The organism is Spongiibacter sp. (genome assembly GCF_041602295.1).
In the GTDB taxonomy this organism is placed as follows: Bacteria; Pseudomonadota; Gammaproteobacteria; order Pseudomonadales; family Spongiibacteraceae; genus Spongiibacter.
Map to the genome: position 1 here is coordinate 1 of NZ_JBFIGO010000046.1, position 22492 is coordinate 22492.

Below are 22492 nucleotides of genomic sequence, written 5' to 3' on the forward strand. Positions count from 1 at the left end.
ATCGTTATACACACCTATCGGACTCGCCTGATTCGAACTGTAGTCCGACATACTAACGCCGCGAATCGAAAAAATTGGCTGAACATCGCCATACGGCCCACTCACCTGCATGTTCGGCACCTGGGCGCTAATATCATTGGCACTGGAAAAACCGAGTTTTTCTATCTGGTTTTCACTTATACCCGTAATCGCAATCGGCGTATCTTGCGTGCTGGCCGAACGCTTCTGCGCAGTAACAATAACCTCCTCCAGTTGCGGCGCCGCAACAGCCGCACTCGAAATAAAAAGACTACTAGCGCACAACCAAGCATTCTGCTTATTAAACCCGAATCTCATTATTATATTCCCCATACCAAAGCATCGCTTCCCATTACTCTGCTAGAGGCTACACAAGGCGACTTATTATTATCAGCCATTATCATTCAAATCACGACAGCACATATTGAGAGCTCCAACGCTCTATCACTAGAGGCCAAACTGGAAATCACTATTCGCTCCGACCCCGTGCAACAAAATACCGCACGACTACATACATGCAGAAAAACACCGCCTGGCTATTCCCGCGACAAGTGACAGATTAAGCAATGACATGACGACCACTAAAAACATCTATCACTGCGTTACCATTCGCGCGCATTACCGGCTCAATCTCTCGAAAAACATTCCGATAAAAATAGAATGGGACACGGGGAAAGGCGTGATGAATTGAGTGAAGATTCTGTCCCAGCCAGAACCATTCTAGCGGGCGCGCCCAGCGGGGAAACAACATACTACAGGTGTTTTTGAATCGAGCGCGTTGCTCATAGGGGGCGTGTGGGCGGTAGGCAAACCAATAGGTTGTGAACACCAAACCTAGTAGATAGCCCACATGCAGCATGGTAGTTTCAAGCGGAGCATAGCGGAATAACAACAACCGCCATGACAAGGCGATAACTAATTCTACCGAATAGATAATTTTAGTCCCCCAAGAAACCGGCAAAGATTTCTCACTAACCACAAAGCTTATCTGCATCCATAAGAATCTAAGCACCACCCTAACAAAATTGACAGAACCTCTCCCCATCCCCTTCAGCATATAATCGGGGTCGTGCACGGGGTCGTTAGTGTGACGGTGGTGGGCGCTGTGCTCCACCCTGTGACTGGCAAAGGGAATCAGCAATATTTGCCCGGCAATATAGCCGCAGACCTCGTTGATCCAACGGAACTTTTTATGCCGCCCACAGATATTTCCGTGCACCGCCTCGTGCAATGGTGTGTAAGACATATAGGTCAGTATCGCTACCGCTACTACCCACAAGGCAAGATTAGATACGTCCAACACCGCACAACAGAGCACCATCACGTACAATGTGACAAGCACAGCCAGCATAATTACAGTGAAAAACGCAAAGCCACCGCTGTACTGAAGCGCTACGTTAAGCGCATCACGATTCATTTCCTCTAGATCAGCAAACATTGCACTCCCTCCACAACACAGCCACCCAATACCGGCAGCTCTTCTCAGCAGTCACTTTAACCTCAAGACAAGCTTCCAAAATCGCCAAAAAACATTCATCTCATGCCAGTACGTCAACAGCCAAAAGTGCAGCAAATGAATGAGCTTCGTCCGGAAATGACTGTCGCGGGCTGACAAACTGAATAGCAAGTGAGGCGCCGTAGAACAAAACAATATCTGAGGGCAAAAAATGAGCAGCGAACACTGTGTTATCATTGGCGCGAGCCACGCCGGGGTGCAGTTGGCTACCAGCCTGAGACGAGAGGGTTGGCCGCACTTAATTAGCTTAGTCGATAGCAACCGCAGCCTTCCCTTTCAGCGCCCCCCACTGTCAAAGGGGTTTATGCAGGCCGATACCGCATCGCCGCCGCTCAACCTCCGCCCCGAGCAGTTCTACAGGGAAAACTCCATCGCACTACTTAACCACTGCACGGCGAGCGAGCTGGACCGCCATGCCAAAACGGTAGTCTTAAACGACGGTCAAAAACTGAGGTACAGCAAGCTGGTTCTTGCTACGGGGACAAGCGCCAGGCAGCCCCCCATACCGGGTAGAAACCTGCCTGGCGTTTTTTATTTGCGCAGCCTCGGCGACGCCCAGCAATTGAAGACGGCCTTGGCAAATACAAGAACCGCCGTTGTGATCGGCGGCGGTTACATTGGCTTAGAAACCGCCGCGACCCTCCAACGACTGGGCGTCGCTGTCACTGTAGTTGAATCAGCATCTCGCGTACTACAGCGAGTGACCGCGCCGGAAATTTCTACATTCTACGCTCGAGTCCACCACGAAGAGGGCGTAAAGCTGCTGACCGGCTGCCATGTCCAGGCCATTGAGGGTGACAAACATGTACGAACCGTCCACCTTTCCAGCGGACAAAGCATTCCTACAGATATGGTCATTATCGGTGTCGGCGTTGAGCCCAACACAGGGCTAGCAGAGGTTGCCGGGCTGACTGTCAGCAATGGCATAGCCGTCGACAAATATTTACGCAGCAACGACCCAGACATTCTCGCCATTGGCGACTGCTGCAATCATTTCAATCCCTTTTATCAACGCCGCATCCGCCTAGAGAGCGTGCAAAATGCTGTCGACCAGGCCAAAAGTGCAGCCAAAACACTCTGTGGCTACCCGTCAGAATACCGCGCCATGCCCTGGTTCTGGTCTGACCAATACGACATAAAATTGCAAATTGCTGGGCTGTCGTCAGGCTACGACGAGCTAGTCACCCGCGGCAGCACCGCGGCTGGACGTAGCTTTGCCGTTTTTTACTACCGCAAGGGGCGCCTGATTGCCGTTGATGCCATCAATCGACCCAAGGAGTTCTTATTCGCCAAGAACTTGCTGGCGGCCGGGCGCAATGCCCAGCCCGATAAGCTTCGCGATGAGACTATCGACCTGCGGGATATCACTGACTGAGCCCATCCGCGCAAAAAGGGGGGCGGGGGAAATACCTGCGCAGACGTGCTGACAATACAGTTAGGGGCGGCGGCGCCACCTAACCCAGCAACCCCAAAAAAACACTCAATCCATTGTCTTAAAACACCTTTTTATATAAATAGACAAGATTCATAAGTCCACGTAACATTCTTTAGAAGACAGAGAGAAGGTAGTGAATCCAGCCGCGCCCCTCCACCAGCGGCTGAGTGGATAGAGGCTCAACATCGGCAACAACAATGAATAACTCTCCCCCCGATACCGCTTCACTGAAGAAACAAGAATACCCGATTGCGCTACTGGACCTCGCCGAGAAATTTTACGAATACAGAAAGTTCGATGTAAATTCCCTCTATCGGCGCTGCGAGATCAAAGCCGAGCAAATATCTAGACAGCAGAATAGTATTAGCGGCCTGCAGTTTTATGAGCTGGTTCTTGCCTGCGCCAGTATTTCTCTGCCCGGCAAGCCACTATCCGTGCAAATGGCCGATTGCATACCGATCACCACGCCCGGCGGGATGTTCGGCGTGGCGTCTTTCACGGCCAAGGATGTGCAACAGGCCCTGCAAGTTATGATTGATTACTCACATACCGTCATGCCGGCCTATACGTTTGATCGCATCGGCGTTGGCAGTGAATGGCATATTCTGCTTAAACCAGCCGTCAGCTTCGGTAAGCTTCAAGCCGAAATTGATGAGATGGTATGTGGCTACTTCTTGAATTTTCGACACTTCAGCAAGTGGAGTAACCCGCCGGTACAGGTGCACCTAAGCCACGCTGCTCTCGGAGATAAATTTGATTACGAGAATCAGTTCAAGGCCGAGTTTCTCTTCTCCCAGCAGGCATGCAAAGTCGTTTTCAAAAAGCACCACCTTATTGCCCCACTCATTACTCATAACAAGGCAACCTTCAACGAGGTTTACCTTAAACTAAAGAACTCCTCACGGGCTGCCTCTGCACATTGCGCAGAAGAAACCGTGCGCAAGATACTCCAACAGCGCCTTGCCGAGGGTCGCTCGACCAGCATTACGCAGTTAGCAGAATTACTGAATATTTCTGAACGCACTCTGGCTAGAAAGCTACAGCGGGAACAGGTGTCATTTGTCGAAATAAAACAACAAACCTCCATCGATTACGCAAAGCTACTGCTAGATGGTAGCGAGTACCCGATCAGTAAAATCGCCAGTATCTGCGGCTACAACAGCGACTCCAACTTTTCCCGCGCTTTTAAAAACCTCACCGGCGAAACACCCAAACAGTTCCGCAATAGAAAATAGGGGAATTCCCCCCGCTAGCCCTTTGGCAGCGATCACTACCAGCAAGACCCACACCCTAACTTCCCCGCCCCCGGTTGGCCGACTAGCTTGGCGAGCTGTCTTGTAATGAACAAATATCGTCAGCAAATGACAGGCTGGGCTGGCTACGCTGCGTATACGTCCACTACTAATACGCCAAGGAGCCTCACTTTGATCACCCTTACATTCATCGAACACTCAGGCGAGCAGCATGTCGTCACTGCCGAGCCCGGTTGCACACTCATGCAGGCAGCAGTCGATAACGGGGTCCCCGGCATCGACGCCGATTGCGGAGGCGCCTGCGCCTGCGGCACCTGTCATGTAATCGTTGCGCAGGATTGGCTAAGTAAAACCGCAACACCCAGCGACAGTGAGTCAACCATGCTTGAAATGACCCCTGACCATTGCCGTCAGTCTCGCCTAGCCTGCCAGATCACCCTTTCTGAGCCGCTCGACGGTATGGTCGTAGAACTTCCAGAATTTCAAATGTAGAACATTAATGGAGCACATACTATGAAGGCCCAAGCCTCACAGGAAACCCCGCTTGCCAACCCCTACGACGTAGCACTGGAAGCAATTAATCTAAGTGATCCGCGGCTCTACTCACAGGGCTCCTGGCAAGAGTATTTTCGCCGAGTTCGAGATGAAGACCCGGTCCACTACCAAAAGGAAAGTGCATTTGGGCCATTTTGGTCAATAACACGCTTTGATGACATCGTCGCAGTAGACACCAATCACCAGGTTTTCTCATCTGAGCCCTTTATCATGATTGGCGACCCCAGTGACGACATCCCTCTGGAAAATTTTATATCAATGGACCCGCCAAAACACGACCAACAACGCGCCGCAGTGCAGTCGGTGGTTGCCCCTCGCAACCTGGCGGCGATGGAGTCACTTATCCGCCAGCGCATCGGCAGCATCCTCGACGATTTGCCTGAGGGCGAGACCTTTGACTGGGTGTCTCATGTATCTGTCGAGCTAACCTCTCAGATGCTGGCCACCATCTTTGACTTCCCCTACCAAGACCGTCACAAATTGGTCTATTGGTCAGATATGGCAACAGATGCCCCAGAACTATCTGGTGGAAAAACGAGTAAAGAAGAGCGCTTTAATGCACTTCAAGATATGGTTACCACCTTTTCGGGCCTGTGGTTCGAAAAAGCGGCGGCGCGCGCTGCCGGTGCGTCCCCTTCCTTTGACCTGATTAGCCTTCTCCAAGCAGACAGCAATACCAGTGACATGATCAACAGCCCGGCTGAGTTCATGGGCAACCTCGGCCTGCTCATTGTCGGTGGCAACGATACCACTCGCAACTCCATCAGTGGCAGCGTACTGGCAATGAACCAATTTCCAGAAGAATTTACCAAGCTAAAAAATAACCCCGAACTGATTCCAAGCATGGTCTCTGAAATTATTCGCTGGCAGACCCCACTCTCACACATGCGTCGCGTCGCCAAACAAGACTACCAGCTTGGCGGAAAAACAATTCGCGCAGGAGACAAAGTGGTGATGTGGTATATCTCTGGGAATCGCGACGCGCAGGTCATAGACAATCCAGACCGAGTCATCATTGACCGCCCCAACCCCCGCCACCACCTCTCCTTCGGCTTTGGCATTCACCGCTGCATGGGCAACCGGCTGGGTGAGATGCAGCTGCGCATCACCTGGGAAGAAATTCTCAAACGCTTTAGCGACATCAAGTTAGTCGGCTCGCCCGAGCGAGTGTATTCAAACTTTGTACATGGCTATAGCTCGATGAACGTGCAGGTAACTCGTATCTAGCAAAGCCATCTCCTGCAGCGACAACCCGCTGCAGGCTTTCTCCCGGGCAACAGGGCAAGTAATTGGAAGGGACAATGACCACGTTCGACTATGACTTCATTGTAATTGGCTCAGGCTTCGGCGGCAGTGTAAGCGCGTGCAGACTTAGCGAAAAAGGCTACCGCGTTCTTGTCATTGAGCAGGGCCGCCGCTGGACAGCAGCTAACCTACCCTCCAGCAACTGGAAGTTCTGGCGCTACCTTTGGGCCCCCGCCGCCGGCCTACGTGGCTTTCTGAGCCTACGACTGTTTCGCCATGCACTCATAATGCACGGCAATGCCGTTGGCGGGGGTTCAATAACCTACGCACAAACACTGCTTGTCCCCCCGGACTCAGTCTGGCGTGACGGCAACTGGGCTGGACTCGATAACTGGGCGGCGGTAATGCCCAAATATTATGCCCAAGCAAAAAAAATGCTCGGTGTAACGAAGAACCAACGCCCCGCCGCCGCCGACGCAAAACTCAAGGACATGGCCAAGGCAGCGGGAGTCGAGCACAGCTACTATTACACCGACGTCGGAGTGTTCTTTGGCAACGACAATGACGAACCCGGAAGCGAGTACCCCGACCCTTACTTTGACGGACAAGGTCCAAAGCGAAACTCGTGTATCGCCTGTGGCGGCTGTATGGTCGGTTGCCGGCACAATGCCAAAAACACTCTCGACAAGAACTACTTGTACCTTGCCGAACGCAACGGCGCGGAAGTGCTCGCCGAATCTAAAGTTATCGATGTTCAGCCCCTCGGTGGCTGCGCCGACGGCAGCGCGGGCTACAGCATAAGCACTACTCGTTCTTTCTCGTCATCGGCTAAACAGCAAAAACGAATTACAGCTCGCGCGGTTGTTTTCTCTGCTTCCTCACTAGGCACCCAGGAGCTGCTCTTCCGGCTTAAGGATAAAGGCTCACTACCAAATATCTCCGACGACCTTGGCAAGCGGGTTAGAACAAACTCCGAATCAATTCTCGGAGTCCGCTACCCCGGTAGCCAACTAAAGCTTTCCTCCGGCATTGCAATTGGCTCCGGCATTCATATCGACCGCTTTACACACGTAGAGGCCGTGCGATACCCCGACGGCTCAAATCTGTTGAGCGGCATGTTTACCACGCTTACCGGCGGCCAGCCGGGGGCCATGCGGATTGCCCACTGGCTAATCGCCGTGCTGAAATTACTGCTTACCCGGCCTATTTCCGGTTTCAGAAGCTTGATACAGTGGCGATTTGCTAGGGAAACCGTCATCTTACTGGTCATGCAAACACTGGACGGCCACATCAATATGCGTTGGCGTCGACGCTGGTACTGGCCATTTAGCAAAAAGCTGTGCAGCGAAGGAGAGCGCATTCCAACATACATTCCACAGGCAAATCGCTTTGCCGAGCAAGCCGCAAGGGCCACCGGAGGCCTCGCACTCAGTTCACTGTCCGAAATCGCCTTCAATGTACCCACAACGGCACATTGCATGGGTGGCTGCGCCATGTCGAACAGCCCTGAATGCGGGGTAGTTGATGGCCAAAACCGCGTATTCAATTATCAAAATCTATATATCGTCGACGGCTCAATACTTTCGGCAAACCTCGGGGTAAACCCAAGCCTGACGATTACCGCACTCGCCGAGAGAGCCATGTCATTTATTCCAGCCAAGGATGCCAAGCTGCCCTGAGCGATCGCCCATATAAACGCGGAAAACGCACTGCAGCCCGCGAGGTAACACCACCGCTGGCCAAACAAATGCACCCGCCTGCGCACAGGTAATCATTACCAGTTGTTAAGGCGCAAACGGCGGGGCGCGCAGCGGTGCTACACTCGACACTCCGTAGTCACCAGCAGTGTTAGCGCCATGGCCCTTATCCACCGCATAGACCACCCCGTTGTCGACGGCATCCGCCTGGGCCGCGTCGACCGCCGTGGCAACTACCACCTCACTGCCAGCTGCATTGTCTACCGCATTGGCGACACCGTTATCGACACCGGCCCCGCCCGCGAGATCAGCGCCCTGCGCGGCTATTTTGCCGACAAACCGGTCACGCAAGTACTGCTCACCCACCACCACGAAGACCACAGCGGCAATGGCGCGTACTTTCAGCAACAACAAGGCGCCGCAATCTACAGCCACCCCCACAACCACCCCGCACTGAGCCGAGGTATCCGCCTGCCCATGATTCGGCGTATGACCTTTGGCGATGTACCGGCCTACCAGCCCCAGGTCGTGCCCGAGCACATTGAGTTAAGCAGCGGTCATCACCTACAGGCCATTCACACCCCCGGCCACACGCCGGACTTGGTGTGCTACTTAGAGCCGAATGAAGGTTGGCTGTTCTCTGGCGATCTCTATGTGTCCAGCCGCCTGAAATACATGACCGTGGACGAGGACATGGGCGACTGGATCGCCAGCCTGGAGCGCGTACTGAGTTTGGACTTTGACACCCTGTTCTGTTCGCATCGCGCAGTGGTCTATAACGGCAAGGAAGAGCTGGCCAAGAAACTGGATTTCTTTAAAAGCTTTCGCGAGGAAGTCGGCCACCTTCACCAACAGGGGCTGTCGGAAAAACAAATCACCCGCAAGCTGCTCGGCCGCGAAGACAGCAACTCCTACCTGTCGAGAATGCATATGAGCAAGCGCAATATGGTGACGGCCAGCTTGCAAAGCTTAAGCAAGTTATCCACCACAACAAGGTGCTGAGCGCGGGCTCAGCACCTTGTTCGCCTTAACCCAGACGATGCAGGGCGCAAATTTTATTGCCCGAAGGATCGCGCAAATACGCCAGATACATTTTGCCCAAGCCGCCTTCGCGCACGCCCGGCGGTTCTTCACAGCTGCTGCCGCCATTGGCCACCCCCGCCGCATGCCAGGCATCGGCCTGCTCCGGGCTGCTGGCCGCAAAGCCAATCGTGCTGCCGTTGCCACAACTTGCCGGCTCACCGTTAATCGGTTTGGTGATGGCGAACACGCCACTTTCACCAAAGTAAAAACAGCGGCCCAAATCATCCATCACACCGGGCTGATAACCCATCGTCCCCAACACCGCATCGTAAAACTGCTTGGCTTTCTCAACATTGTCGGCGCCGACCATCACATGACTAAACATACGTCCTCCTTCCATTTATATTCATTCGAATCACACAGCGTACCCGCTTACCCGCTACAGGCCGGGATCTATCTCGCCATCAAGGAGAGCGGCAAACCCCCAGAATGTTACAGTGCCGAGCCGGCACAGGCCTGTAGCGAAGCCCAGACGGCCTCCGTCAACTCGCCTCATGCCGGCACCGCTGACTCGCCAATCGCGCGCTGCGACAGGCGCTGCTGCAACCAGTGCACAACATCGGCAAACACCCGCTCCCTGTCGATTTCATTAAAGATTTCGTGATACATACCGCGGTAAATTTTCAACTGCTTATCGCGGCTAGTCAGCGCGTGATAAAAAGCCTCTGTGCCCTGCGGGGCGCTGACTTTATCGGCGCCGCCATGCATCGCCAACACCGGCATGCGCAGCTGCGGCGCCAGCTCAGCGACCTCTTGCTGGGCCTGTAAAAACGCCCGGTACATGCCCGGAGTCACTCTGCCGTGGTTGTAGGGGTCTCGGCCTTGGGCGACCCCGACGCTGGGGTCGCGGCTCAAATCAGCCACATCAATATCATTGGCGATCGCCAATGTCGGCCAAAGCCTGGCCAACAGCCGGCTGGCCAGGCGCTTCCAGGCCGCGGGCTCAAAGCCCAGCTGGAAGGCCGCACTGCTTAACAGCAGCCCGGACAGCTCTGGCGGGTTCTCCACGGCAATACGCGCGGCAATCAAACCGCCCAGGCTGTGGCCTGCTAAAAAATGGGCTTTAGGGGCGCGGCTCTGGGTGTGCGCCATCGCCGCACGCAGATCATCGGTGTACTGTGAAAAGCGATCGACATGGCCTCGCCGGCCGTCACTCTGACCGCTGCCGCGCAGATCGGCCATGACCACAGCAAAGCCCGCAGCATTTAACACCGCCGCCAGCGGCTCATAGCGCCCGGAATGCTCACTGGTCCCGTGGCTCATCGTCACCCAGGCCAGAGGCTCGGCAAGAGGGCGCCACTCACGGGCAAACAGTCGGGTGCCATCGGCACTGCGCAGCGAAAATGTCGTGTGGTGTGTGTTTATCATGGCTCTGTTCTAGGAGGTGATTTTTACAAGGAGGGCTCAACAATAGCGAAGCCTCGCAGGCACATCGGCAGCGCCTGGCAATCTGCCGCGACCAGCCTAGCAAACGCATCGCAGCCGCTCAGCGCCAGCCGCGACAAGCGCTGTGCTGCGCCGCCAGCACATTCCGCCGGCGACACAGAGCGCACAGGGAGCGCCCTGTGGCTTGCAGCGACCGCTTAAGGCGTCTGCCAGCCCGGCTCCCAAGTCTTGGCAAACGCCGGGCTAGCCCAGCCCGCAGGGAACTCCGCCGGCGTCATTTGTTCGCCACCGGTAATCACCTGCCCCTGCTCGTCCTGATACCTCAGCCAGGTCACCGTCGGCTGCCACGCAAGGGGACGCTTCGACCAGTCACACACTCCCGTGGCAAAGGTTTCTTCCAGCAACTGCCAGTCCTCTTCCTGCCACACACTGTTGCCCAAACCATAGTTGTCATCGCGACTAAAGGGCTGCAGCTGACACTGGGCCTGATCGCCGTACTTGTCGGCGCCGGCCTCGGTGCGCGGCGTGCCAAACACCAACATCGCCTGCTCTGGACACATTTCGCCGGGAACCCCGTTGCACTGGTCTTGCACACTGGCTGGCTTATTCGCGATGATTTTTTCCGCCAGCGGGCTGTTACTGGTGTCGGCCTCGATGGCATCCAGCCAAGAGGCCATGGCGACCAGCGACTGGTTCATATAATTGGGGTCGCCAATCAGTGGCGTCGCGCCGCCCCAGTGAACAAAATTATCCCGGTGGCCAAATTCGCGCTCCAGCCGCCAGCGCACCCAGTAGCCGTGCACACTGTCGTGGGCCGCACCGGGATCAGGGCCGGTCATATTGATAATCGGCACGGTGTCCATATTCACAATCGTGTTCAAAATACCTGTGCGGTAGGCATTGGGCAGCGCCGGGTAGTCGGGCTTCAAACGCTCAGCGGTGACGTTCAAACTGGGGTCAACACCGCCGATATTGGTATTGATCGCCAAAAATTGCGCCGGGCTAATAAAACCCGATTGCAGAGCCGTCAAGCCATACTGCACCCCCTCATTACCGAGGGGAAAGCCCGAAAACGCATAACCCAGATCCTTTTCAATTTGCGACCAGTGATCGCGGTCCGGGTCTTCGTCGGGAAAGCGCTCGCGGGGGCCCACAATATTTTGCATAAAGGTCAGCACATCGCAGCGCACCCCGCCCGGATTGGTCTCTTGATCAAAGCGCTCTTCATCGCTCACGCCTCCGCAGTGCGACGCGGGGTCCACCGCCTCGGCAAATAGCGCCGAGTCGGCCAGCGAAGCATTCACCATACCGTTGGCATGGCCGTAAATGGCGTTTTGCTGGGGCAGCGTAAACACCGTGCCATCTCTGGCCACGGTGTTCGTTGGGTTGTCGGCATTGGTGCCAAAATACTTCAGCAGAATGTGGTAGTCGGCAAACTGCGTCGCGGTGCTGATCACATCGGGGTAGGTACAGGTGGTCAGCAAGCCCTGGTACAAGCCAGGATAGGCATTGGCAATCATATTCTGGGTGATCGCACCGCCCGAACAGCCCGTGCCCACGGTGTAGCGCAACTCGCCGTACTGTTCGATAAAGCGCTCCTTGGCCATCAGCAGCGACTCGGCCTGGTAGCTCAGATTACAGTTGTGGCCGAGATTTAGCTGCGCAGTAGACAGCACCGACCAGCCCAGCCCCAAGGCGGTGATATAGGACTGCTCGATCGCCGGATTGGCGGGGATAGTGCCGGCGTAGTCATCAGTGCGCGCCGAGCTGGTGTCGTGGTCGCCGCGACAGTTACCCCCGTGAGTCACCAACAAACGGCCATTCCACTGCGACTGCGGGAGCACCGGCGTCCAGTCTTCCCCGACTTTGTGCAGAGTGAAAATTTTGTATTGATCGCGAGCTTGATAACCGGTTTCCAGGCGCACAATAAACGGCACGGTCTCGCCACTATCGGTAGTGGTTTCCGCTACATCCGCAGGCGGATTATCGGGGTCATAGGGCTGCAAACCCGCGACCAGGGGATTGCTGGATATATACAGCCACTGGTATTCCGCCGGCTGATTGCAGTCGGCATCCACCGCGCCGCCCTGGCACTCCCAGGGCTGGATGTGGGGGCCGGTAAATACCGGCCCGCCCACCGGGTGATTGACCACAGTAATGCTATTGCCAATATTTGCACTGAGCGTGTTGTCGCCCACAGTCAGACCATCGACCACACCCACCAAGCGCAGCGGATCACTGGGCGTCGCCTGCAACACACTGGTCACATCGTCACCATTGCGCAGCAACACCAAATCCGCCAGCGCCTCGGCGTTTTCCAGTCGCACTTCGACCAGAGCATCACCAGCGGAGACCAAATCGGCGCGATTAGACAGCACCGAAATGACCGCCCGGTTATCTTCAGTGCCCGGTGACTCGCCACCACCGCCTCCCGAGCTGCTGCCACCACAGGCGGCCAGCGCCAAACTAATCAGTATGAAGACGGTTCTTATCACGGCTTATCTCCTCAACTCATTCACTGCGTTTTGGCCAGCATTGCACCGCCGGCCCGGTGTAAAAACCGTTCCCGGCCTGCAGAGGGTCGCCAACGGCTGCGCGCCGGCGAGTCCACCCACAACCCTAGCAAACCCCAACGGCCGGGCGCATGGCGTAAAAACCACCATGACCATCCGTATCGCGCCCAGCCGTTAGCGACAAAGGGAGCCGCCAATAAGCCCGCTAAACACCCTAAAAATTTAGCAACGTCGACGATACTGCGGCTATCTACAACTAACGCCTGGGCTTGTCAGCATACCACCCAAGCGCCACTATTGCGCATTAATAATTAACAGGGAAAAGAAAGGGGCCAGGTCGCCCGACATCGCGGCCGTGGGGTGCGCCCAGCTGCATTGCAGTGACAGCGGATAGGCCTCAGCGCGAAAACCTGTCCTGCAGGGCATAGGCTACCGCGTTAAAACCCTTCAGCATGTCTTTGCCGAACAGCCTCACCACCAGCGGCGTCAACAGCCCGGAAAAGGCATCCCAGGTTTGATAACTGCAGTGCTGGTCGTCAATCGCCTCCAGCTTTTGGTCCCGCCGCGCCACCAGCAGCCATTTGGCGCCCATGGTCATGCCCCAGGCCAAACCGCCATCTATGTCGGCGCTCTGCACATACTCCGTGCTCACCCGGTCGCCGCGCAGCGGCATTTTGACGTGTAGCTCCACCGGCGCGCCGATCTCCAGCGTGCCGATCACCGGGTTGGTAAAGGGGTTCCAATCGCGGTAGCCGTCCAAATCGGTCAACAACGTCCACACCTCCTCGCGCGAGGCATTGATGGTGACCTTGTCGGAATAGAGAGTGTGTTTAAACATGGCAGATAATCACTTTAACAGCCGGTGTCGCCCCGGCGTACAGGTAGCGCGCCGGGGCGTGAATGCCCCGACGCCCGGCGCTCACTCGCCCCAGAACTTCCACCATTTCCGGCTGTGCTGCTCTCGCGCCTTTTGGCCCTGCTCAGAGCCCTTGCCCGCTTCCTTCTGCACTTGCTCAGACTTCATCGCCCGCTGTTTCTCCAGGCCTTTGGCATCGCCGTGCCCGCCGCCCATATCATCGTCATCATCCATGTCCCGATGGGCATCCGAGTCGAGCGCTTTCATCTTCTTGGCCTTTTTCTCCTTCAGCCGCTCTTCCGCCTCGTCCACCTCGTCTTCGTGCATGTCTTTGGCATTTTTATGAGCGGCCTTTTGCTCCTCGGCCGCCATCTCCTTGCCCTTCCATGCCGGCTTGTCCGCCAATGCCGGCGTTACAACAACGCTCAATAGCGCCAGTGACAACAACTGTTTTTTCACACAACGTCCTCCAAAACCGCAAACCGAAAGATTCCTCCACCCGGGTGCACAAGCCAACACATCGCAACCCACGCTAGGGATTGTCTGCGCCTTCAGGCGCTAAAGCAATCACCCCGTCAGCCTGTATCCGCGCGGCCACTTGCTCGCCCCAGCGCCGATAGGCCTCGCCCCCCGGGTGAAAGCCATCGGCAGCAATATCACCGCCGTCCAACAGCGCCGCCAGCTCCACATACTCGCAGCCCTCATACCCGCCCACCACCGCCTGCAAGCGGATATTCAAACGCTGCGCACGCCAGCCCAGCCACCAGCGAAGAGGCTGCGGCAACGCCGGAAAATACTGCATAGGCGGCAGCCCAGAAAAGTAGATGACACGCGCACCGAAACGGCTTTGCAAGGTGTCGATAATCGCCTGCAAGTTGCTCGCCCAACGCGCCTCGCGGGTTAAGCCAGTAACATCGTTCACACCAATAGACACCAACACCGCATCGAAGTGACGGGCGGGCGACTGCCTCAAACTTGCCAGCAGCTGCGCCGAGGCATCGCCCGACTTGGCCATTAGCTGCCAGCTCACCGCTCGCGTGCTGCTGAGCGGCCCCAGCACCTGCCCCGACAGCGCCGCATATTGATGCTCAACCCCAACGCCCGCCGCCGCCGAATCCCCGACAATCAGCAGCGACAGCTCCGGCCCGCAGCCGACCTGCCCGGCGCGCGCGCCCGCCGGCTCCGCCAAAACCGGAGTCACCCGTTTTACATAGCGCCCCTGAACATAAAACACCGGCGCCAGCAGCAGTGTCGCAAGCTGGTAAATCATTACTCGACCTCGATGTCCGTTTCGCCCAACAGCCTATTGCCGCAGGCATTGCCGGCGACGCCTCAATCGCCAGGCAAGGCCGCAAACACTTGCCTGCGCGCCGCCAGCGCTTCAACGGCATTGGCGCGAAATGCCTCATCGCAAGCACCGCTCAACTGTCGGCAAGTCATGGTCTTCATCGCACATTCGCGCGTTATTATTTTAGCGACGGCAGGCCGCAGCAGAAATGCTTGCCCTCGAGCCACGGCCAATGACCGCAACTCGCCGGTGCATTACCGCCCCACCAGTAGATAGGGTATAAAAATCACCAGGCCAACGGCCAGCGCCGCAATGGCACTGAGCAGCACGGCCGCCGCCGCCACATCCTTGCACTTTGCAACCAGCGGATGAAATTCCGGCGAGGCCACATCACAGAGCAGTTCAAGCGCCGTGTTCAGCGCCTCGGTCACCCACACCAAAGCCATCGCAAAAATGAGCAGGCACCACTCAACGCCACCCAGGCGGAAGTATAGGCCGGCGACAAGCACCGCCAGCGTGGCGCCCAAATGCACCCGGCTATTGTGCTGACTGCGCAGCATCTCTGCGATACCGCGCAGCGCGTAACGCAGGCTTCTCAGCCGCGCACGAATAGAAAAGGAATCTGTCATGGTTTATGTATAGCGCCTTGCCCAAGCCCGGCGCAAGCGGCGCGCCGGGCATAGCCGCAGTCTGGCCACCACCGCACAGGCTATTTAAGGTCAACGCTCACCGGGCAGTGGTCTGAACCCATAATGTCGTTCCAGATCTCTGCGGCAATCACCCGCTCGGCAACAAGATCGCGCTGCCCCAAAAAGTAATCTATCCGCCAGCCAATGTTTTTGCCCCGCGCACCGGCGCGATAGCTCCACCAGCTGTATTTCACCGTTTCGGGATGCAAATGCCGAAACGTGTCCACAAAGTCAGCGGCGACAATATTGTCCATGCCGTCAATTTCTTTCTGGGTAAAGCCCGCGCTCTTGTTGTAGTTGGGCTTGGGCCGCGCAATATCGATCTCGGTGTGGGCCACATTAAAATCGCCGCACATCAGCACTGGCTTGTGCGCGTTCAAACCATTTACATAGGCCAAAAAATCCCGGTCCCAGCTCTCGCGATACTCCAGCCGCGCCAGCTCGCTGCCCGAGTTGGGGGTGTACACGGTGAGCAGATAAAAATCGTCAAATTCCGCGGCGAGCACCCGCCCCTCATTGTCGTGCTCAGGCATGTCCATATCGGCAAACACCCGCAGCGGCGCCTCGCGGCTGAGGATTGCCACACCGGAATAGCCCTTGCGCTCGGCGGAGTTGCTGTACACATGATAGCCATCAAGCCCTTCCAGCGCGGCGGCCACCTGATCATCCTGGGCCTTGGTTTCCTGTAGGCAGAGGATATCGGCCTGCAGGGTATCCACCGATTGCAGAAAATCTTTCTTCATTACGGCGCGGATGCCGTTCACATTCCAAGAGGCAATTCGCATGACTGAGTCCGGTAAAAGTGTGGCGCCTTATATACCACGCTCGCGGCAGCGCCTCAAAGGCAAACACCGTGGATCGCAGACAGCGTGAGCTGGCTATCTCCGCGGCCGCATGTCTGCACAATGCCGTCGCGCCACCAACCAACCAGTCTATGCGGCAGCCTCCGGAGGACGGGCCGCGCTCTGCAGCGCCGCGAGATCTTCATCGACCGCCAGGGCCATCTCAGCCCGTTTCAATGCTAAGCGCGCGTGATACAGCGCGGCATTTCGCATTTCCGTATCCCCCACCGCGGCGAGCGCACGCAGGGCCTTTTGCAGCCGCACCGACACCTCAACCACCCCGGCGCCGTCGCGGCCGATAGCGGTAAAGGCATCGTCGAACATATCGCGCAGCGAAACCTCCGGCACCTCAACGCGATCGTGCAGCGGCACCTGCTCGTCAACCTCCTTTGACGGCGCATTCCACAACACAAACAACCGCAGCAGCGTGCCGACAATATCGATGGCCGTGCCGGGATCATTCACCGCGGGCGACAGGGCGCGGCCGGCGATTTCCGACAGCACGACCAGGCCAAATCGCGGGTCGTCGTCAAACAAGCGTTCGCGACCAATCTGAAATGCAGCGGCCACAGCCTCACCATCTTGCTCGGCACCATCACCGCCATCATCGCGGATATAGGCCAGCGCTCGACCTGGCGCCGCAAAAGTACCGGGCAGAGCCGCGACCAGCACCCGCGCCTGCCGCTCTTCTGCCCAGCACTGCAACGCGGCAACATCGATGTGCTGCACATAGCCTACCCTGGCGGCAAACACCGCCGTGCCACAGGGCTTACCTTGCGCGGCCACACCACCCAGCCACGGCGTCGCCCGCCGCCGCCGCAGGGCGGCCTCGGCCGCCTGCTCAACCTTGCGGATAGTCGACCCCAACCGACCCAGGCGGGCAATGTTGTCGACCCAGCGGACAAAGGTGACGATCACCACACTGAATACGAACACGGTCAGCACAAACAAAATAAACAGCCCGGCCGCTGCGTAATAGTCGTTCTTGACCGCGGTGAGCGCCACAATGCTAAAAATGAATGAGCCGACAAAGGTGGACAGCGCGTTCTGCGAGGCATCGTCGGCCACTACCACTGGGAAGGAGCGCGGCGTCGCCGTACTGCCTGCTGCCGCATACGCCGACACCATCGACGCCACCGAAAACGTGGCAATGACCAGCATGCTGGCCGCCATAATCGACAGCAGCGTCTCCAGCGAGCCCACCGCGATCTCTGGCACAAATGCCATCAGGCCGCTGCCATCGGCCAGTTTGGCGATAAACGCCGTCGCGATCGACAACAGGCACACCACCAAGGGCTTCACCCACAGACGGTCGCGAAGCCGGTTGCGCAGAAACCTCAGGCGGTCCACCGAAAATGAAAAAGCCATCGTTGTCACCTCATTAAACGCCAGGGCCACGCGCCCTGGAAAACTCAACTCAGTGTAGACAACAATGGCTAACCGCTAGCCAAACAAAGAAAATGCCGGGACAGGAGTAAGCCTCCCACTGCGGCGAGCCCCAGCCCAGGCCCACGGCGGCGACTAGCTGCTTAAGCGGCCCTAGCCGCCACGCCAACACGCGCAAACCAAAGCACAGCGCACCCGGCCCGACCCGCCGCGAAGCCGGGCTTATTGCATCACCGTCCCATCACGTCACTTGAGGCCAGGCAACACCCCCTTGAGCAGGCCGCCCTTGTCGGCCAGGGAGGGATCGGCAATACGCACCATAATGTGTGCGTAAGGCGTGCCCTTCCACATCACGTAAACGGGGTCTTTCGGGTTGGTCGACAAGCCCTCAAGCATGGCGGGGTCGGGCACCACAATCATCAGGTGCGGTCCCTCTTTCACCCAGTCGTTATCGTCGCTGGGCTCTGTGGCAAAGGGGTCTTTATTGCTCACCCCCGGCGCGTCGCCCTCGCCTGCCAGCATGTAGGAAATACTGAAGGTCTTTACCTTAATTGCTTTCTTGGCCGCCCAGGCCGCAATCAACTCATCCCACTGCGGCTGATTGCACATCGGCCCGCTGCCCATTGAACCGGGGTAGCAGGTCCAGCCATTGCTGCCCTCCCGCAGCACCTTGCCATCCATCGTCTTGATCGTGGCGCTGCCAGAAATCACCGGTGGCGCCGCGCTTTGCGCATCGGCAATCATCGCCGCCTTGCCCTTATCGGCAAAGCAGACACTCGCCGGCAACAACAAGCCGGCAGCCAGCCACCCCTGCCAGCCGTTCGGCATGAATTTTCTGCTATTCATCGCTTTCACTCCTCTAGGAAAACCGGCGGCATCCACCGCCGGCTCACGGATGTGTACACATCAATAAAGATAGTCGAAAACGACGGCGGCACTGGGCCGAGGGGGAATTAAACCGGACTGGCACACGGCTTTTTCACGCCGGGCTAACCGCCTTGTCACAAACTGGCTCTATAGCGGTTATTTCATCGGCAATGCGGACTGACCACGGCCAGCGAGAACGACGTTTTAGCCGGACACAACTTGCCCGGGCCAACAATCAGCAAGCGCCGACAAGGCAGCTCGACCGCCCGCCGCTAACGAAACTCAGCGAGGCGCTCTGCCGTATCAAGAATGTCGCTGTACTCGGTCGCCAACTCCTTCGCCAGCGCGTCGTCAATCGCATGCCCCTGCTGCGCCATTCGATACAAGTCCTTCATCGCGGCGACCGCCGCACGAGAATTACCGGCAATCTGTGCCGCGCGCGTGGCGACCAAATCGTCCAGCTCTTCGGGGCCGGCGACCGAGCTATTAGCAATTCCCAGCCGTTCAGCCTCATCGCCTTTAAGCACTCTTGCGGTGTAGGAAAGCTCCTTGGCTTTGCGAACGCCTATCGCCTGAGACAAGGTCTGGGACATGCCCCAAGTGGGACGCAGACCAAAGCGCGTGTGGGTATCGCCGAACTTTGTGCCGTCGGTGGTATAGATGAAATCACAGTGTAAGGCCAACTCCAGCGCACCGGTAAAGCAGGCGCCATGCACCTTGGCAATGACCGGAACCCGACAATTGCGAATCGCCGTATAGGCCTGCTTGGCCGGCCCGTCAAACAAATCGCCAATACGGCCGAAAGCGGGTTCAATATCCTGCAGCACCTTAAGGTCTACACCGGCAGAAAATGCCCGCCCCGCACCCTGCAAGACCACCACCGAAACACCGGCATCGGCACTGGCCTCGTTCACCAGGGCCGCGACACCGGTCAGCATTTCCGGATGCAGGGCATTCATGGCTTCTGGCCGATTAAAAGAGATGGTGAGCACACCCTCTTTTAGCTCGCTCAACAGCTTGTCAGTCGCTGACTGGTAATTTGCGCTCATAAGACTTTTCCCGAGTTCAGGGCGAGTAACCCACTTGGATTTCAACACGCATTCTGCAATAAGGCCGCGGCGACGCATAGCCCCGGCAACAAGCAAACCATGCCAAGCCGCATAACTAAACGGAGCGCGTTCACCGCACAACACAAGCACCCACGCTGCCAGGCGGCAGCCTGGCTTATTCGGCCATGCCAAAGTGCTGCCTGAGCCGCCGATGCCGGTGCGTAAAAAACAAGCTCACTACTTTGTTTGCAAGCCAGCCCGCATAACGGGGTTCAAACGTTAGCTCATCTGTCAGCGTATAGCCATTTTCGGCAGGGACTATTCGCCTCACATGCTTCCACATACGCATGGAACCCATTCTGGATAGCTCTGTAAAACCCTCCGCGGGGTCTAAGCGCTGCAGACAAAAATCAGAGTAATCAAAAGGTATAACTTTTAAAAACCACAACCAGCTACGAAAGAGTGGCCTACCCGGCACAACGGCGATCGACTCAAGGGCTGTCACGCCCCGCGGGAAAGTCATTCGCAGGTAGGGCGACATCTCCCACGAGATTCCCTCAATGGAGGTTATCCAACGCCAAAGCGCGGGGCGATCGGCTTTAAGCGTGCTGGAAAAGCTCAGTTGGTATTGCATAAGCGTTATTATCCTGGCTCCACAATCAATGGACTCACCACAATCAATAGGCTCACCACAATCAATAGGCTCACCACAATCAATGGGGCGCAGAGTCATCGACTCGGTTAGCCCCTTGCCGAAAAGGACTCATGGTAAGCGACCTGTCCACGCGGCCACTCTGCGCCAAGTAACAAGGCCTGAAAATACGCCTCTGGCACACCGGGAAGTATCAAGCCCTCTCTGGGTTTAAAGCCAAAGCGGTGATAGTAGTTGGGATCGCCCAGCAGCACACAACCCTTCGCCGGCATTTTCTTTAGCTCTTGAATGGCGGCATTCATCAGTTTCGTGCCGATACCTGCTCCCTGCTTATCCGGAAGAACTGAAATTGGGCCAAGCCCATACCAACGATCTGAACCGTCAGAAATAGTGACCGGAGAAAGCGCCACATGCCCGACGATATCGCCGTCGTCTTCGGCCACAAGGGAGATCGATAACGCAGCTGATTGGCGAAGTGCCTTAACGATAAACTGCTCGGTATGATCGCTGTGCGCTGCCTCACGAAATGCGGCAACAGTAAGCGCATGAATCGCCTGAACATCGCCCGCCTGCTCTTTTCGGATAAGGATACTCAATCAATTCTCTCCTTGGGGCTTGAGGCCTTAAAAACTCACACTCTCTCCCGGGCCTGGTATCTGCGGCGACCAACCTTGTCGCTTGGCTTGTTCGGCAATGGCCAGCTTGGCCTGGTCTTCTCCGTGAACAAAAAACAGCCGCGGCTTCTTGCCCTTGAATTGACCCAGCCAGGCCAATAACTGGCTCTGACCCGCATGGGCGGAAAAGCCCCCCAGGGTGTGAATGGCGGCCTTTACGGCAATTTCCTCTCCGCCAATTTTAAAATAACGAGCGCCATCGACGATCGCGCGCCCCGGTGTCCCCATGGCTTGAAAGCCAACAAAAATCACATGCGACTGGCTGCGCCAGATATTGTGCTTCAGATGGTGCCGTATCCGGCCGCCATTACACATGCCACTGCCGGCAATAATAATCGCGCCACGCTCCACCCGGTTAAGCGCCATCGACTCATCGGTCGTGGTGGAGTAGCGCAGCACCGGCAAGAAGGTGTGCAGGCTTTTTTGCCGGGCCAGCGCGGTGGTGGCGGCCGAGTCGATAATCGCTTTATCTTCGCTGTTGTACACGTCTTGGTAGCGGTGATAGATCTCGGTGACGGCTATTGCCATTGGGCTGTCCAGGTAAATGGCCTGATGACGCAGTTTGCCCTTTTGATAAAGCTCGCCCAGCCTGAAGATAATCTCCTGAGTTCGCCCCACGGCAAAAGAGGGAATTAAAATATTGCCGCCATTTTGCGATGCCGTTTCTATTACCTCTTCAAACTGCTGCAGTGTTGCGTCGAGGCTTTGGTGATCCCGGTCGCCATAGGTCGACTCCATAAGCAGAAGGTCTGCCGCCTCCACCACATCGGGGTCGCGCAACAGTGCGGCCTGGCAGTTACCCAGGTCGCCTGAGAACACCAGCTTTTTCTCAACACCGCGCTCGCTAATAAACAGCTCGACAATCGCCGAACCGAGAATATGGCCGGCGTCGAGAAAGCGCAGCTCAACACCGTCGGCAACCGTTGTACGCTGGTAATAATTGACGCCCTGAAACTGCGCCAATGTCTCCTCGACATCCTCAAGGTCGTACAGCGCCTCGATCTCGTCTTTGCCCGCGCGCCGACGCCGCTTGTTTTCAAACTCAACGTCGCGCTCCTGCAGCGATGCGGCATCCTTTAACAGCACCTCAACAAGCTCGCAGGAGGGGCGGGTCATATAAATCGGTCCGCGATAGCCCTCGGACACCAAGCGCGGCAGGCGCCCGGAGTGATCCAAATGGGCATGGGAAAGCACCACCGCATCGATGCTATAAGGGTCAAAAGGCAGCGGGTCCCGGTTGGCCTCTTCTTCCTCGCGCCGGCCCTGAAACAGGCCACAATCGAGCAGCAGGCAGGCGCCGTCGGTCTGCAGTAAATACATCGACCCGGTCACCCCGGCAACGCCGCCCCAAAACGTTAGCTTAGCCATAGAAACCTCACTTTCGATTAACGGCAGCGCAACAGTCGCCCGCGGGCAAACTGTCGCCTTGCGGCCATAGTGCGCTCACGCGGAGTAATCTCTTTTGCGCCCCAGCAGCAGACGCATTTG

Annotated in this window: 22 protein-coding genes; 6 read left to right on the forward strand and 16 right to left on the reverse strand. The window is 56.9% G+C overall.

The genetic code is table 11. From position 1 onward, the window contains the following. Both ABYM29_RS09270 and ABYM29_RS09275 read right to left on the reverse strand, forming a co-directional pair. The coding region (locus ABYM29_RS09270; RefSeq protein ID WP_372864448.1) for a TonB-dependent receptor plug domain-containing protein at positions 1-336 on the reverse strand (336 nt) is incomplete at its 3' end. Between the two features lie 241 nt (positions 337-577). After that, positions 578-1456: a fatty acid desaturase gene (locus tag ABYM29_RS09275; RefSeq protein ID WP_372864449.1), complete on the reverse strand. Its 879-nt coding sequence runs from the start codon at positions 1454-1456 to the stop codon at positions 578-580. Positions 1457-1685: 229 nt separating this feature from the next. Between ABYM29_RS09275 and ABYM29_RS09280 the strand changes: the two genes are divergently transcribed. The 6 genes from ABYM29_RS09280 (at position 1686) to ABYM29_RS09305 (ending at position 8721) form a co-directional block, all read left to right on the forward strand. Then, on the forward strand, positions 1686-2909 hold the full coding sequence (locus tag ABYM29_RS09280; protein ID WP_372864450.1) for an NAD(P)/FAD-dependent oxidoreductase: 1224 nt from the start codon (positions 1686-1688) through the stop codon (positions 2907-2909). A 257-nt stretch (positions 2910-3166) separates the two neighbouring features. Continuing rightward, positions 3167-4204, forward strand: coding sequence for a helix-turn-helix domain-containing protein (locus tag ABYM29_RS09285; protein WP_372864451.1), 1038 nt, complete (start codon positions 3167-3169; stop codon positions 4202-4204). Between the two features lie 189 nt (positions 4205-4393). Further along, positions 4394-4714, forward strand: a complete 321-nt coding sequence (locus ABYM29_RS09290; RefSeq protein WP_372864452.1) for a 2Fe-2S iron-sulfur cluster-binding protein — start codon at positions 4394-4396, stop codon at positions 4712-4714. Between the two features lie 21 nt (positions 4715-4735). Continuing rightward, a complete protein-coding gene (locus tag ABYM29_RS09295) occupies positions 4736-6004 on the forward strand; it encodes a cytochrome P450 (RefSeq protein ID WP_372864453.1) in 1269 nt (422 codons plus the stop codon). Positions 6005-6078: 74 nt separating this feature from the next. Continuing rightward, positions 6079-7701: a GMC oxidoreductase gene (locus tag ABYM29_RS09300; RefSeq protein ID WP_372864454.1), complete on the forward strand. Its 1623-nt coding sequence runs from the start codon at positions 6079-6081 to the stop codon at positions 7699-7701. Between the two features lie 177 nt (positions 7702-7878). Then, complete coding sequence (locus ABYM29_RS09305) at positions 7879-8721, forward strand: MBL fold metallo-hydrolase (protein ID WP_372864455.1); 843 nt, start codon at positions 7879-7881, stop codon at positions 8719-8721. A 25-nt stretch (positions 8722-8746) separates the two neighbouring features. Here the strand turns inward: ABYM29_RS09305 and ABYM29_RS09310 are convergent, their stop codons facing one another. The 14 genes from ABYM29_RS09310 to ABYM29_RS09375 all read right to left on the reverse strand — a co-directional run bounded on the left by ABYM29_RS09310 (position 8747) and on the right by ABYM29_RS09375 (position 22372). Next, positions 8747-9127: a VOC family protein gene (locus ABYM29_RS09310; protein ID WP_372864456.1), complete on the reverse strand. Its 381-nt coding sequence runs from the start codon at positions 9125-9127 to the stop codon at positions 8747-8749. Positions 9128-9294: 167 nt separating this feature from the next. Further along, positions 9295-10170, reverse strand: a complete 876-nt coding sequence (locus ABYM29_RS09315; RefSeq protein ID WP_372864457.1) for a lysophospholipase — start codon at positions 10168-10170, stop codon at positions 9295-9297. 215 nt (positions 10171-10385) lie between these two features. After that, on the reverse strand, positions 10386-12683 hold the full coding sequence (locus ABYM29_RS09320; protein ID WP_372864458.1) for a DUF6351 family protein: 2298 nt from the start codon (positions 12681-12683) through the stop codon (positions 10386-10388). Between the two features lie 415 nt (positions 12684-13098). Then, complete coding sequence (locus tag ABYM29_RS09325) at positions 13099-13539, reverse strand: SRPBCC domain-containing protein (RefSeq protein WP_372864459.1); 441 nt, start codon at positions 13537-13539, stop codon at positions 13099-13101. 81 nt (positions 13540-13620) lie between these two features. Further along, positions 13621-14016 carry a hypothetical protein gene (locus ABYM29_RS09330; protein WP_372864460.1) on the reverse strand — a complete coding sequence of 132 codons (396 nt, stop codon included), beginning with the start codon at positions 14014-14016 and terminating at the stop codon, positions 13621-13623. Between the two features lie 73 nt (positions 14017-14089). Beyond that, the gene (locus ABYM29_RS09335; RefSeq protein ID WP_372864461.1) at positions 14090-14827 is read right to left on the reverse strand and encodes an SGNH/GDSL hydrolase family protein; all 738 of its coding nucleotides are present in this window, start codon (positions 14825-14827) and stop codon (positions 14090-14092) included. A gap of 272 nt (positions 14828-15099) precedes the next feature. Continuing rightward, positions 15100-15474: a diacylglycerol kinase family protein gene (locus ABYM29_RS09340; RefSeq protein WP_372864462.1), complete on the reverse strand. Its 375-nt coding sequence runs from the start codon at positions 15472-15474 to the stop codon at positions 15100-15102. Positions 15475-15554: 80 nt separating this feature from the next. Further along, complete coding sequence (locus ABYM29_RS09345; RefSeq protein ID WP_372864463.1) at positions 15555-16319, reverse strand: exodeoxyribonuclease III; 765 nt, start codon at positions 16317-16319, stop codon at positions 15555-15557. Positions 16320-16466: 147 nt separating this feature from the next. Continuing rightward, positions 16467-17744: a DUF2254 domain-containing protein gene (locus ABYM29_RS09350; RefSeq protein ID WP_372864464.1), complete on the reverse strand. Its 1278-nt coding sequence runs from the start codon at positions 17742-17744 to the stop codon at positions 16467-16469. A 264-nt stretch (positions 17745-18008) separates the two neighbouring features. Further along, a complete protein-coding gene (locus ABYM29_RS09355) occupies positions 18009-18608 on the reverse strand; it encodes a hypothetical protein (protein ID WP_372864465.1) in 600 nt (199 codons plus the stop codon). A 293-nt stretch (positions 18609-18901) separates the two neighbouring features. Continuing rightward, positions 18902-19678, reverse strand: coding sequence for an enoyl-CoA hydratase/isomerase family protein (locus ABYM29_RS09360; protein WP_372864466.1), 777 nt, complete (start codon positions 19676-19678; stop codon positions 18902-18904). Positions 19679-19853: 175 nt separating this feature from the next. Then, positions 19854-20312 (reverse strand): hypothetical protein, encoded by a 459-nt coding sequence (locus ABYM29_RS09365; protein WP_372864467.1) that lies wholly within the window; start codon positions 20310-20312, stop codon positions 19854-19856. Between the two features lie 107 nt (positions 20313-20419). Then, a complete protein-coding gene (locus ABYM29_RS09370) occupies positions 20420-20926 on the reverse strand; it encodes a GNAT family N-acetyltransferase (protein ID WP_372864468.1) in 507 nt (168 codons plus the stop codon). Between the two features lie 27 nt (positions 20927-20953). Then, on the reverse strand, positions 20954-22372 hold the full coding sequence (locus tag ABYM29_RS09375) for an MBL fold metallo-hydrolase RNA specificity domain-containing protein (RefSeq protein WP_372864469.1): 1419 nt from the start codon (positions 22370-22372) through the stop codon (positions 20954-20956). Positions 22373-22492: the final 120 nt, after the last annotated feature.

Excerpts from the sequence above, each read along its gene's own strand:
- ABYM29_RS09275 (WP_372864449.1), bottom strand. The coding sequence starts at position 1,456 with ATGTTTGCTGATCTAGAGGAAATGAATCGTGATGCGCTTAACGTAGCG.
- ABYM29_RS09280 (WP_372864450.1), top strand. The coding sequence starts at position 1,686 with ATGAGCAGCGAACACTGTGTTATCATTGGCGCGAGCCACGCCGGGGTG.
- ABYM29_RS09285 (WP_372864451.1), top strand. The coding sequence starts at position 3,167 with ATGAATAACTCTCCCCCCGATACCGCTTCACTGAAGAAACAAGAATAC.
- ABYM29_RS09295 (WP_372864453.1), top strand. The coding sequence starts at position 4,736 with ATGAAGGCCCAAGCCTCACAGGAAACCCCGCTTGCCAACCCCTACGAC.
- ABYM29_RS09300 (WP_372864454.1), top strand. The coding sequence starts at position 6,079 with ATGACCACGTTCGACTATGACTTCATTGTAATTGGCTCAGGCTTCGGC.
- ABYM29_RS09305 (WP_372864455.1), top strand. The coding sequence starts at position 7,879 with ATGGCCCTTATCCACCGCATAGACCACCCCGTTGTCGACGGCATCCGC.
- ABYM29_RS09310 (WP_372864456.1), bottom strand. The coding sequence starts at position 9,127 with ATGTTTAGTCATGTGATGGTCGGCGCCGACAATGTTGAGAAAGCCAAG.
- ABYM29_RS09315 (WP_372864457.1), bottom strand. The coding sequence starts at position 10,170 with ATGATAAACACACACCACACGACATTTTCGCTGCGCAGTGCCGATGGC.
- ABYM29_RS09325 (WP_372864459.1), bottom strand. The coding sequence starts at position 13,539 with ATGTTTAAACACACTCTCTATTCCGACAAGGTCACCATCAATGCCTCG.
- ABYM29_RS09335 (WP_372864461.1), bottom strand. The coding sequence starts at position 14,827 with ATGATTTACCAGCTTGCGACACTGCTGCTGGCGCCGGTGTTTTATGTT.
- ABYM29_RS09340 (WP_372864462.1), bottom strand. The coding sequence starts at position 15,474 with ATGACAGATTCCTTTTCTATTCGTGCGCGGCTGAGAAGCCTGCGTTAC.
- ABYM29_RS09345 (WP_372864463.1), bottom strand. The coding sequence starts at position 16,319 with ATGCGAATTGCCTCTTGGAATGTGAACGGCATCCGCGCCGTAATGAAG.
- ABYM29_RS09350 (WP_372864464.1), bottom strand. The coding sequence starts at position 17,744 with ATGGCTTTTTCATTTTCGGTGGACCGCCTGAGGTTTCTGCGCAACCGG.
- ABYM29_RS09355 (WP_372864465.1), bottom strand. The coding sequence starts at position 18,608 with ATGAATAGCAGAAAATTCATGCCGAACGGCTGGCAGGGGTGGCTGGCT.
- ABYM29_RS09360 (WP_372864466.1), bottom strand. The coding sequence starts at position 19,678 with ATGAGCGCAAATTACCAGTCAGCGACTGACAAGCTGTTGAGCGAGCTA.
- ABYM29_RS09365 (WP_372864467.1), bottom strand. The coding sequence starts at position 20,312 with ATGCAATACCAACTGAGCTTTTCCAGCACGCTTAAAGCCGATCGCCCC.
- ABYM29_RS09375 (WP_372864469.1), bottom strand. The coding sequence starts at position 22,372 with ATGGCTAAGCTAACGTTTTGGGGCGGCGTTGCCGGGGTGACCGGGTCG.